The sequence below is a fragment of the Arachnia propionica genome (genome assembly GCF_037055325.1).
GTDB lineage: Bacteria > Actinomycetota > Actinomycetes > Propionibacteriales > Propionibacteriaceae > Arachnia.
In genome coordinates this window covers 1,491,774-1,503,342 of sequence record NZ_CP146373.1, presented here as the reverse complement: position 1 = coordinate 1,503,342, position 11,569 = coordinate 1,491,774, and the positions used below count along the sequence as shown (strand labels likewise).

General features: G+C 60.0%; 12 protein-coding genes. 5 read left to right on the top strand and 7 right to left on the bottom strand.

The window, feature by feature from the left end:
* The first annotated feature begins 28 nt into the window (after positions 1 to 28).
* A complete protein-coding gene (locus V7R84_RS06975) occupies positions 29 to 382 on the top strand; it encodes a sce7725 family protein (protein WP_338573457.1) in 354 nt (117 codons plus the stop codon).
* A 26-nt stretch (positions 383 to 408) separates the two neighbouring features.
* Here the strand turns inward: V7R84_RS06975 and V7R84_RS06970 are convergent, their stop codons facing one another.
* The 4 genes from V7R84_RS06970 to V7R84_RS06955 all read right to left on the bottom strand — a co-directional run bounded on the left by V7R84_RS06970 (position 409) and on the right by V7R84_RS06955 (position 3,623).
* Positions 409 to 762, bottom strand: a complete 354-nt coding sequence (locus V7R84_RS06970; RefSeq protein ID WP_338573455.1) for a hypothetical protein — start codon at positions 760 to 762, stop codon at positions 409 to 411.
* A gap of 96 nt (positions 763 to 858) precedes the next feature.
* Positions 859 to 1,884: a hypothetical protein gene (locus tag V7R84_RS06965; protein WP_338573452.1), complete on the bottom strand. Its 1,026-nt coding sequence runs from the start codon at positions 1,882 to 1,884 to the stop codon at positions 859 to 861.
* 571 nt (positions 1,885 to 2,455) lie between these two features.
* Positions 2,456 to 3,004 (bottom strand): hypothetical protein, encoded by a 549-nt coding sequence (locus V7R84_RS06960; protein ID WP_338573451.1) that lies wholly within the window; start codon positions 3,002 to 3,004, stop codon positions 2,456 to 2,458.
* On the bottom strand, positions 2,997 to 3,623 hold the full coding sequence (locus V7R84_RS06955; RefSeq protein ID WP_338573851.1) for a response regulator transcription factor: 627 nt from the start codon (positions 3,621 to 3,623) through the stop codon (positions 2,997 to 2,999). The genes V7R84_RS06960 and V7R84_RS06955 overlap by 8 nt, the downstream gene beginning before the upstream one ends.
* A gap of 284 nt (positions 3,624 to 3,907) precedes the next feature.
* Between V7R84_RS06955 and V7R84_RS06950 the strand changes: the two genes are divergently transcribed.
* The 3 genes from V7R84_RS06950 to V7R84_RS06940 all read left to right on the top strand — a co-directional run bounded on the left by V7R84_RS06950 (position 3,908) and on the right by V7R84_RS06940 (position 5,458).
* Positions 3,908 to 4,420: a hypothetical protein gene (locus tag V7R84_RS06950; protein ID WP_338573448.1), complete on the top strand. Its 513-nt coding sequence runs from the start codon at positions 3,908 to 3,910 to the stop codon at positions 4,418 to 4,420.
* A gap of 17 nt (positions 4,421 to 4,437) precedes the next feature.
* Positions 4,438 to 4,908 (top strand): hypothetical protein, encoded by a 471-nt coding sequence (locus V7R84_RS06945; RefSeq protein ID WP_338573445.1) that lies wholly within the window; start codon positions 4,438 to 4,440, stop codon positions 4,906 to 4,908.
* An 85-nt stretch (positions 4,909 to 4,993) separates the two neighbouring features.
* Complete coding sequence (locus V7R84_RS06940; protein WP_338573443.1) at positions 4,994 to 5,458, top strand: hypothetical protein; 465 nt, start codon at positions 4,994 to 4,996, stop codon at positions 5,456 to 5,458.
* Between the two features lie 67 nt (positions 5,459 to 5,525).
* Here the strand turns inward: V7R84_RS06940 and V7R84_RS06935 are convergent, their stop codons facing one another.
* Complete coding sequence (locus V7R84_RS06935; RefSeq protein ID WP_338573441.1) at positions 5,526 to 6,005, bottom strand: YbhB/YbcL family Raf kinase inhibitor-like protein; 480 nt, start codon at positions 6,003 to 6,005, stop codon at positions 5,526 to 5,528.
* A 127-nt stretch (positions 6,006 to 6,132) separates the two neighbouring features.
* Positions 6,133 to 8,613 carry a right-handed parallel beta-helix repeat-containing protein gene (locus V7R84_RS06930; protein ID WP_338573439.1) on the bottom strand — a complete coding sequence of 827 codons (2,481 nt, stop codon included), beginning with the start codon at positions 8,611 to 8,613 and terminating at the stop codon, positions 6,133 to 6,135.
* A 524-nt stretch (positions 8,614 to 9,137) separates the two neighbouring features.
* Between V7R84_RS06930 and V7R84_RS06925 the strand changes: the two genes are divergently transcribed.
* A complete protein-coding gene (locus tag V7R84_RS06925; RefSeq protein ID WP_338573437.1) occupies positions 9,138 to 9,752 on the top strand; it encodes a hypothetical protein in 615 nt (204 codons plus the stop codon).
* 645 nt (positions 9,753 to 10,397) lie between these two features.
* Here V7R84_RS06925 and V7R84_RS06920 read toward each other — a convergent pair.
* The gene (locus tag V7R84_RS06920; RefSeq protein ID WP_338571637.1) at positions 10,398 to 11,561 is read right to left on the bottom strand and encodes an ISAs1 family transposase; all 1,164 of its coding nucleotides are present in this window, start codon (positions 11,559 to 11,561) and stop codon (positions 10,398 to 10,400) included.
* Positions 11,562 to 11,569 lie beyond the last annotated feature (8 nt).

The window sequence follows — 11,569 nt, the reverse complement described above, 5'->3', positions numbered from 1 at the left end:
AACGCTCAGCCGCCCTCACCCACCCACTTTGCCGACCCCCTGCCTTGACGTCAGCGACTTTCTCACGCTTGGAAGGGAATATCGACCAGGTGGCGGTCCCGCCTATGCGGTAGTAATTCACTTCACTTATGAATCAGGTGATGTCGTCCGCTTGAAGCATTTCTGCTCTGACAGCAATGAGACTCAGGATGACCCAGCCGGTAAGTTCTTCGAGGCCCTTGAGAAGCTCATCGACTTCGTTGACGAAAGGTCGCTCCCGACAAACCTAGAAATCGACGAGTTTCGCGATCTGTATCAGCGTCAGCATTTTCCTGGAATTGGAAAAGTCAAGGAGCTGTCGATCATGAACCACATGCTGGTAATGCAAGACGCGATTATCTAGATTCCGTGTCGAGGCGAGACTTCACGTCAGTCGTCAAACTGTGATTCGCTTGCTCGCTTAACGATGCCCTTGGCGACTGGTTTCAATGGCCTCCAGTCAATGCCGCTGCTTCGCCAATAGCGGTCATATTCCGCCTCGATCTCAGACCTCAGCTCATCCAATTGAGCGTAACTCGCTTGCTCAGACTTGGACAGGCCTGGACCCTTCATCTTTTCTCTGTACGCATCAAGCTTCTCCTGAATTCGGTGCAAGGCTATACCGGCAGCTCTGCTGAAACCTCTTATGTAGCCGTCATAATGATGATCGCTCAGTACCTGTCGAGCAGACTCTTGTGCAGCATCCCGCAGGAACTCACCTGCCTTTTGAAACTGATTGCTCACTACACTCCTTCCTCGATTCTGTTAGTCCGCCGAGGCTGCCAGAATAGGTCAATCTGCCTTCGTCGCGCCGATTCCGCGGGCGAACACCGTCGAGATTCAAAACGGAGTCTCGGCGCTCGTTGACCACGGACTGCTTGGCGTTGGTGGCAACGCGCCTTCTGGCAGCGGTAGGTTTGCGACGACGTAGAGGTTCAAGATGTCGTCGCGATCCATGAACATGATCTGGCTGCGCTTGTGGGCGTCGAGAGCGTTGCCGAGCCAGTTGCGGGCCGCTTTGGTGATCTCGCCACCCGCGACAATGAAGGCGTGATCGACCAGGACGCGACGGTTGGTTTCGGGGTCAAAGATCTCGTGTGCCAGCATCATGAGTGCCTGGTTGTGGATCTCGGCCATGTTGGCATTACCCGTCTTGGTTACCCCCGAAGCGTCGAGCTTGCCCTTCTTCGCCTGTATGCCGAAGTAGAGAATGTGCTGTGTCGGCAAGGTGTAGCGCATCCAAATGTCCTTGCCGTACTCTAGGGCCTTGTCCTTGTGCCCGGCGGCGGTGATGCGGTGGTAGCCAAGTTGCCTGAACATCGGGAGTAGCACCTCTTCGATGAGGTCATCCTCACTGCACTGGTCGAGGTACGCCGCCAGGAGCTGCCGCCGCTCTAGTTCAGCCTTGCTTAAGGGGCGGTGGGGATTGGCGGCAAGGATGGTCACGGTTTGGGTGCCGACATGCCGGAGGTAGCAGTGGTTGTCCTCGCCATAGAACGCCTCGAAACCTTCGCGGCCAAGTACCTCATTGAGTTGCGCGAGCGCCCGAGGACGGTCGGACCCTTCGTTGAGCCGATCAGCTGGGCTCATCAGCTGGTCGATGAGGCGGCAGAAGATCTCTGGCGGGCGGTTGGGTCCGTCGTGCGGTTCGGCCAGCATCTGTTCCAACACATCTGCCACCCAGCGGTGGCGAGTTGAACCGTCATGCCGGTACTCCGTCTCCAGCTCCTGGAAGAACTCGGTGATGTACATGCTGGACCGGTACGGGAAGTACTTGGCTTCGTCCTCATTTTCAGCGTCGTCACAGCCCGTGTTGCCCACGATGAGGTCAGCAAGAGCTTCGAGGTTGCGGCGCTTGAACTTCATGGTGCCATTATCACAAGTGAAGCCAACAGGCTTCCCGACTCAGCAACTCTCGTAAGCCGCAGCTCGTGCACGGGGCCCTCCGGCGTGCAGCACGAGGGGACGTCAGAGCAAGTCTCTCGTGTGCGTCTAGACGGTCATCCGATGCACGTCGAACCGCTGCCAGAGCGAGATCACGCTCTCGCCGTTCGTGCGTGTAGTTCAGATAGCTTCCACTTGCCTCTCGGATAGGGGCGTTCTAGCTCATCTCCTAGGGTTCGCGATGACTCCCGGCTCGTCCTCTGCGGCACCTTCTGGGTCGTCGCCAACAGTGAGTTTCTCCTATTTCCACGCGGAACCAAGCCGTTCGAGCCGCTGCCAAGTGTTCGGTTTGAGTCCACCCGTGTTCACCACAAGCGACTTACACGAAACATCACTCAAGTGAATGTGGGTGTCGCCCTCCGGGATTTCCTCCTGGAGGGTTTTTTGGTTGCTGACGAGCTGGGTGGCGGCGGTGTTGTGCGGTCTACGCCGCCTCGTCCTGGGGCTCGGTGCCGTGGTCGCGCCGACGGTTGCGGTGATCGGGAGGGCGGTTCTATGCATCGGGCGGGCGGGGCGTGAGGGCCAGGTCCAGCATTGTGGCCGTCGATGCGTAGATTGTGGCCCAGTGTGATCCTGTTCCCAGACGTCGCGCCAGCGGCGGGAGGCTCGTCACCACGTCGATGTGGTCGGTGATGTCGTGGTGAATTCCGTATCCATATGATGGCTCGCCGCTTCTGGCGTGGGCTCTGAGCCTCACCCAGCTTCCGCCGTACAGCCTTACCAGACCTTCACCGAGAAAAGCTTCGTAGAGCGTTCTTGTCCGCTCCGCTTCGGTGTCCGAAAACTGTACATACGCTTGTTCCGCTGCCAGAAGCGATGCTTCCGACCATGGGGTTTCCTGATCGATGCCCGGGATCTCCGTTCTGTGGGTGTCGATGAGGTCACGAAAGCCGACGACCGTTGGGTGGTCGGGTGGCAGGATGACGAAATCATTGTTGTTGAGCACAGAGTTGGTGCCGAATCTGCCGGCGCCGCGGTGCGCGCCGTTGCCCGTCCGCGTGTCACTGCGAGGATGCTGGGAGGGGTGCCGTGGGTCAGACAATTCCGAGATCCTTGGCGCGGGCAACGGTTCCCGTGCGGGAAGAGCTGCCAAGTTTCGACGCGGCAGACGAGAGCCTCGCCTTGACCGAAGATTCCGAGAGATGCAACGCCTCCGCGATCTCACGATTGGATTTCCCCAAGGACAGCAAATGCAGCGCATCCTGCTCCCCAGAGGTCAAGTCGTCGACCTGTGGCGGCCCGGTGGGACGGTTATCGAAGAGCATCTCGAGAATGATGTCCGAGAACACGACGAGGCCTGAAGCAGCAGCGTGAATGGCACTGATCAGCGTACCCGGCTCCGCGTCCTTGAGAAGATATCCGGAGGCGCCCGCCCCGATCGCTTTTCTCAGACTGTTCTGGTCGCAGCGCGAGCTGAACATCAACACGCGAGCCTCTGGTTCCAGGGCGTGAATCTCGGCAGCGGTACTCACGCCATCCATGTCCGGCAACTGAACATCCATGAGGACCAGGTCGACCGCCTCGGAGGTAAAAATTTCAAGTGCCTGGGTGCCGTTCTCGGCGAATCCGGCCGTGCTGATTCCCGGAGTGCGTGAGAGTATTTTCTGGAGACTTTGCCGCACGAACAGGTCATCATCGACCACTAGAACTCTGATGTTCATTTTCTCCAAGCACCCCTTCCTTGCATCACTCGCGCTGGCTCGACCCTCTCAGCGTACGACAGGCATGCCCGGTTCGCCGGCGCATGAAGAAAACTGCCTGGAAGGACAGCAGGACTACCCGAAAGGTCAGCGATCACGGATCGCAGAGGCCGTGTGGTTGCTTCTGGCAGCATCTTGATCCATCTGGGTGCTTGATCGGTCCGGTTGACCATTGCGCGCCGTCATGGGGTGTTGGAAGGCTGTTTCCCGTCCCGGAATCAACCAATCATCACAGGGGAGTTGACATGACACTGACATCCGCGTTCCGCTCTCGCGTGAAGAGAGCAGCCGTGACGTCTCTGGCAGGGACGATCCTGCTCGGCGGGGTCGGCCTCGGAGTGCAGCAGGCATCCGCGACCACGAGTGGCTCGCCCGCGGTCTTCGCGAACGATCAGAACGGTGAACGGACCGCCGGGTACATCAGCGCCACCAACTGGGAAGCCATTGCGCGCCAAGCGGAAGCGGCAGGCGATCAGAAGAGTGCTCAGATTGCGCGTGAAATTGCCCAGCGAGACGGCATAGCCAGCAATGGGCAGGAGTCCTTGGGGTCCATCCTCAGGAAAGTGATCAAAATAGCCCTGACATACGGACGCCCATTCCTGCCGAATCCGGTCCGTTCCTGGGCCGACAAGATCTATGGCTTGGTAGACTCCATTGAAGCCACGAGCGAGCTGGGTATCGCAACCTTCCTCACGCAGAATGGCATCCCGGCGGATGTGGCCATCGAAATCGCGCGGTGGATCGTGACGTTCGCCTGAACGAGAGGGGCCAGGACATGAGTTCAAAAGACCAGCCCGTCACATTCTGGGGTGTGATCATCATGTTCTGGCTCCTCGTCGCCGCCATCATCGTTTCCACCGTCCCCATGATGGTAGGGGTCGCGATCGTCGCTCTCATTCCGGGGGTCGGGGAGCTCCAGAGCTTCAACCCGTGGTTTCTTCTTCATTTCCTGTGGATGTATCCAGCGGCTTGGGCCTCCAGCTTGGTCATCAGCCCAGTTCTGAAACATCTCTTCGCTACGGGAAACTCGCGGAAATTCGGGGAGCTGTTGGAGAATCTCTTCATTTGGCTCTTGATATCGTGGTTTTTTACTGTCTTTTTTCGCGATCCCTTGGGAGCTTTGCTGGCCGGTCTGATATCAGCTGTCACCATGAAGCCCTTCGTGACATGGCTGGAGAAACACGCCCCGAAGGATGATGACGATCCCGGTGATGATGGCGCCGGGAAGGAGGGGGCGTCGAAGTGATCGTGTCCGGGGAGTCAGTGATCGGTCGTCGATGTGCCGAGCCCGCCACTGCTTTTTTGAACGTGTGATCGGAGGGAATGGGATCGTGGCGTCGAAGGATCAGCCTGGCACCTTCTGGGGTGCGATCATCATGTTTTGGCTCCTTGCAGCTATCAGCGCCGTTGCCGCCGTACCGATGGCTGTGGGTGTGGTGAGCGTCGCCCTCATCCCGGGTGTTGGTGAGCTTCGGAGCGACGATCCATGGCTCTGGCTCAATCTCCTGTGGATGTTTCCTGCTTTTTGGGTCATCACTGTGGTCATCGATAAGTTCCTGACCGCTCTTCTCGTCATGGGGATTTTCCGGAGAATCGATGACGTCTTTGAGGATCTCCTCATGTGGTTCGCGGTCGCTTGGCTGTTCACGACGTTCTTCCAAGGTCTCCTCGCGGCGCTGACGGCCAGCCTGATCTCGCTCGTCCTCATGAAATTCCTGCTCGACTGGTTGGAGAAGCATCCTCCGAGAGAGCACGGAAAAATGGCGCGAGAAGCAGCCGCGGAAAGCGGTTTGTGACCGTCCGAACCCCTGACGGAAACCTGCCAACAAGGCGTGACCGCTTCGCCCACGGGGGCGTGCGCGGCTATTCGTAGATTCCCTCGAGCACGGCCCACTGCAGGACGTGCCCCTCAACCGCGTGTTTGAAGCCCGCCAAGCGGGTTCTGGAGGGGAGCGTCAGGGTGCAGTCGAGCGCGTGAACGGTGAACCGGTAGGTGTGTGTCATGCCCTGGGGAGGTTTCGGGCCACGGTATCTGTGCCACCCGTAGGCGGTTCCCTGGACGATTCCCGTCGAGGGGTTGACGCGACCCGGTGGGATGGCGGCCGGTATCGAATCCCCCGGAGGGATATTCCATGCGATCCAGTGGGCCATGGAGCCGAACAGGGGATGGGTCAGGTCCTCGAGCGTCACCGCCAGGGTGCGGGTGCTCGGGTCGAGGCCGTCGAGGCGCAGCTTGGGGGAAATGTTCCTGCCCCGCCCAGTGAAGTCGGTTCGGAAACGTCCATCGGAATCGATGCAGTCCGACCTCACAGTGAGCGTGGTGGAGTCGTCGGAGATGCCCATGCCCCCATCCTAGGAAGCCTCCCAAACGGTTGATTCCGCACCTGTTGTTCCGTGATCACGTGAAAGGTCGGGCGGCCTGTTTCGGCAAGCCGCCCGACCGCGGATTCGCAGACCTAGGGCGTGGGGGTCAGGCGAAGTCGTTGACGGTGAGCTGGACTCCTGACGGCAGCGTCGCGAATGCGACCGGGGTGAACAGCGTGCCCGAGCCGTCGGCGTCGAAGAGCAGCGTCTCTCCCTGCTGGTACACCCGCGTGGTGGCGGTGACCGCGTCGGCGGTGAACCAGTTGCCGCTCAGGCCGCCGAAGGTGGCTACGGGCAGGCTGATCTTGTCCTGTCCGGGGGTGAAATCCGTGATCGTGTCGACGTCACCGTTCAGTTGGCCGTCCAGGACGAACCTGTCATGTCCTGCGCCACCGGTGAGGGTGTCGTTTCCCTGACCGCCTGCCAGGGAGTCGTCGCCGGCGGCGCCGTCAATGACGTTGTCCGCGGAGTTGCCGTGCATCGTGTTCGACAGCTCGTTGCCCGTGGCCCGCAGTGGATCGCTGCCCAGCATCCGGAGATTCTCCACCCCCGACGGCAGGGTCGAGTCGACGGCGGCGTTGAGGGTGTCGGTGCCCCCGGCGTCGGTCACGGTGTCGTCGGGGGAGTCGACGACGAGGTTGGTGTCCTTGTCATCGCCCTGCTGGGTGGTGATCTGGGAGTGGTGGGTACCGATCGTCCGGTCGGTGTAGGTGACGTGTGCCGTGCCGACGCCGTCGAGGGTTCCCTCATGCTGAACCAAGGGCTTGTCGACCGGGTAGCCGGTACCCGCCAGCTGGTTTCCGGACAGGTTCAGGCCCGTATTGTTGCCGATGAGACGCTCGGTGCCTTCCGAGGCCCTGGCGACATCATTGTTTTCGACTTTCAAGCCCTTGGAGACGTCGGCGGCCACGTAGAACGGGGTTCCAGTGGGCAGCATCACATTGCCGGTGATCGTGGTTCCTGTGAGGTCCCTTCTTCCCCCGACATAGTCCACCTCGATGGAGGTGCCCGGGTATCCAGGTTTGGTTCCCATGTACGAGTGTGGGTTTCCGCTCACTTCGCCGGAGAATGAGGATTTCTTGTCCCAGATTGATTCCACTGCGACGACCGACCTCTTGGCCTGTCCTGAAAGGACGTTTCCGCTGAAGGTGTTGTTGTCCGAGTGGGGCCCGACGTACAACATCCAGTGGGGATGCATGGGATCATCATCTTTCTTGTCAGGCACCTTTACTGTTTTGTCATCGAAAGCCTCGATGGTGTTGTCCCGGAAGGTGTTGTCGTGGCTTCCCTGGTAGGCCTGCAGCAGTCCCTGCCCCATTGAGACGCCGGTGACGATCGTGTTGCGCTGGATCGTGTTGTCGTGCGACCCGTAGGCCAGGTGGATGGATGAAGAAATGCTGTAGTTGAAGTGATTGTCCTCCACAGTGTTCTTGTAGGAGCTGTCCTGCATGGACAGGTTGCGGGTGTTCATGGTGGAGAAGTTGTTGCTCACGACACTGCACCCGACCCCAGAGAACTCGATGCCGTAGTACCCGCCCGTGACGCGGTTCCCGGAGACGGTGACCCGGGTCGCCCTGTGGGTGAGTTGTGGCACCTTACCGGTTGTCACGAATTGGTCGTAGACCGGGGTGGAGTCCTTCGAGAGACCGGAGTAGACGCCGATCGCAACCACTCCTTCGGTGCGTTGGAACTCGGGCCGTACCGTGACCTGGTTGTTCTCGATGCGGATGTTGTCAACATCGCCTTCGCGTCCCAGCACCGCGATACCGCGATACTGGGAATTGACGATGGTCAGACCGCTGATGGTCACATCACTGATGTTCTCCCCATTTCTTGCGAAAGCCAGCACCCCGCGAGTGAAGGTATCGGAACCTGTCATGTCGATAGTGGTATTGGTCAGGGTCGTTCCGCTGGAGCCCGGGGCGATTCGGAAAACGTTTTTCGGATCGTTGCTGGTCCCGCCCTTGAGTGCGGCTGTGATGGTCGCGCCTGCGCCGTCGAAGTACGTCAGTCCCTTCGGAAGCTGAAGCTCTGCGGAGATGGTGTAGCTCTGCGACGGGCTCAGCCGGACCCCGACGCCACGTTGCGTGGCGAGCTCCAGAGCGGCCTTGAGGGTGGACGTCGCATCGGCGGGAATGTCCTGCGCCAGCAGGGGAACGAACCCTACTTTCTTGCCGTCCCTGACCTCTTCGAAGGTGGTGGCGTAGGTCGTGTCATTGATGGTGACCTCACCATCCCCGGTGCCCTTCGCGTAGGTGAGTGAGGTGACGCCATCGGTCAGGACGAAACCCGTCGAGTCCTTCGGGAGCTGCGTGCGCGCATCGGCCAAGGAGTGGAACTCCGGCAGGCCGGCACTCGGCTGGGCAGCTGTCGATGTGGGCGCGGACGGGACGTTTCCTGCCGAAGCCGAATGGGGTGACGTCGGAACGGGTCCGGGACAGGTGTCCTCCGAAGACTGTGGTGCTGCGGGGGCTGAGAGCGAGTCGGCGGGACTCAGCGCTTCCCGTGTCGTGGGGGAGGCGCAGCCCGTGAGTGCGACGAGGGAGCAGACCAGCGTGGTCAGCAGCGGTCGCGATGGTGAGTTCATGAGACAGCTCCAGTTTGTGTAATGCTCCACTGCGGAAGCGTTGACTGGGGTGCCGGACACAAGAATAGTCACAAGGCGATGCGATGGGGAAGGCAAGCCGAGGAGCTGTCGCAACATCAGGGTAGGGTAGGGGATCAGCCGGATCTGGAGGGTGGCTGAGTCGGGTGTGATGCGGTTACCACCTGCGGAACTCGTTTTGAGATGTTTGTTGGCCGATAGTTACTACTGCCGGATGGTGTCGGCGGGGTAGCGTGGTGAGAACAAAATTTCACCGAGACCTGTCGCACGGCATTTCGCATCGCAATTCCGGTTTAACAGGGGATCTGAGTGGATCTGCTTTGTGGTGCTGGTTGAAGCAAGGATGCGACAACGTGGAAGTGCTGATTTTCTCGAGGGGATGCGGCTGTGGATCTCAGGGGTGGGTGGTGCGCCATTGAACTCGTGCGTGTGCTGAACCCGTGGGGAAAGGTCGTTGACTTCCGTTTCGTGGGTAGGCCTCAAGAAGAGAGGATGAGGAGATTCCGGTGAGGTTCAAGAAGATGTTGGCGACGACGGCTCTTGTTGCGACGATGTCGTGTGGGCAGGCGATGCTTCCTGCTTCGGCCGTCACTGTTCCCGAGGATGCGTCGGTTCCGAGTCTTGTGCAGGAAGATGTCGATCTCCAGGCTGTGGAGGCTGAGGTTACAACCATTTTTGAACGCTATCTTCAACAGGATTCTGAGGGCAGGTGGAGCGTTAATGTAGAGGCCGTCCGGCAGGACGGGGCACCTGAGGCTGAACTGCAACGTATCGCGGAAAGGTTCAATGTCCCGATCGGGAAGTATGTGTTCCCGGGTTCGGAGGACAAGGGGACAAGTGGCAAGGGAGCAAGCCCCCAGCACCAATTCGGCAGCGGGGAGTGGGGCAAATGCGTACTCAACGCTCTCGTCCCAAGTTTCGGAGCGGTGGTCACGAAAGCTATGCAGGGGGGCTATCTTTCATTGTTGACCAAAGGGCAGTATGCCAAGGTGGTTTCGCATCTGATTCGGGTAGTCGGGCCTGCGGCTTTGAAGGAGGGGCTGAAGGCGGTGGGTGGAACCGTCGGGTTGATCGGGTTCCTCGCTGGTGCAGCTGCTTGGTGTGCTTCCCCGTGGGCGTAGTGATGGGTGACACGCAACCCAGTACGCGAGAGAAGGCGGTCGCGTACTTTGCCCTGTGTACGTTTCGACTGGGCTTGGTGGTGTTGGCTTTCTTGGCTTTCTGGTTGTCCACCTGGGTTTCCATTGAGACTGCGGGAACAATTGCTGGCCTGATGGCGGTGGTTGTGTTGGGGGGTACAGCATATGAAGTCTTCATATCTCGTGTTAATAGTGCGCAGCTGCCGTACAAGATCATTGTTTCTCTCCTAATAGTCGCTGCCATATCTCTACCGCTCGTAGGGAGCGCGCAATTCTGGCCCGCGCTGATTTCTACCCTGCTGGTGTCCGGACTCATAACAATGCGCCAACACGGGGATAAGTCTCACAGATAAGCTGATCCCACTTCCCGGTGCGACACGAGCAGGCGAGTTACTAAGAGGGCTTTGTGGGCTCTTCGCAGTTGGGCGTGGCGGGTCGTTGATGCGAGGGCGTGTAGCCTTGGGCTGGATGGGTATTGCGAAGCATCCGACCCGATAAGGACCACGAATTGTGTGTGAAAGTACGGGGCGGCGGCGTGATGCCGCGAGTGTGATTTTTGATCTGCCCGGCTATCGGGTAATCGGTGCGGTCGACCTACCGCTTAATCAGGGGGTCGGCAAAGTCGGTTTAGGTGGTTGTTTGGGTGAGTAGCTTGATGGCGCGTTTTGGTTGTCGTGATAGGGACCTGGTGGTTGAGGCGATGGCGGCTTGGACGCCGTAGGCCAGTCGGATGAGGCTGATGGCCAGGTTGCGCAGGGCGGCCATGATCTCGGGGCCGTTAGCGGTGCGCAGCTGGTGGTGGTCCTCGTCGAAGACCATGTCTCTGACCCAGTGGAGCCGGTTCTCGATTCCCCAGTGCCCTTGGATCCAGGCGGTGACGGTCTCGGGCTGGGCATCAGTCATGGGTAGAGAGCAGACCAGGTAGACCACCTCCACAGTCGTCGTCTTGGCGCTACCGCTGCTGTTCTTGCCTGTGTTCCTGCGATTCTTGGTGGTTCGGGTGCGCCGGACCTGGATCACCTGAGCCGCCCCGGGGAAGTCCACCCAGGCGGGAGCCTCGACCGCTTTGACGGTACGCCGCACCCGCCGCCCACGCGAAGTGTCAACGCTTGAGATTGACGGAACGTTCTTCCAGGGCAGCTTCTTGAGCGTCCTACGTACACCGGGCTGGTTGTTCTTGACAGTGAGAAGATAGTGACCACCCTGATCGTGGATCCAGTGAGCGGTGTCTACCTGGGTGTGCATGGCGTCGGCGGTGACCACCGCCCCGTCCAGGTCCAACGGTTCGAGAAGCTCCCTGAGCGCCGGGATCTCGTTGGTCTTGTCCGCCACCCGCGCCTGGGTCAGGACCGTGCCGGTGGCGTGATCCAGGGCTGAGAGGAGATGAGGCGCCGGGTCCTTGCTGGTACGGGCCCCACGCATGGTCTTGCCGTCCACCGCGATCACCCTTCGACCGGCGACGGTGCCGGTACGTGTACAGAACCAGGACCTCAAATGGGTGTTGAGGTCTGCGGGGTCCAGGTCCTGGAGCACCCTGCGGATGGTGGACTCCGACGGCAGGGCCTGGCCCGCCTCCAGGCCCAGGGCCTCCAGGTCGGTGGCGGTCAGATCGGTGGTGTGCTCCCATATCGCCGTCAGGCTGCGACACCCGGCCATCACTCCGGTCACGGCCAGTGACAGCACCGTGAACAGGCTGTGGCGTACTCCCCGCCGATCACGCGGGTCGTCCACGTTCTTAAGAACCTCGACCAGGGGCTGGCGTGACAGAACGGTCGTGGTGGAAGATGACATCAGCGCGG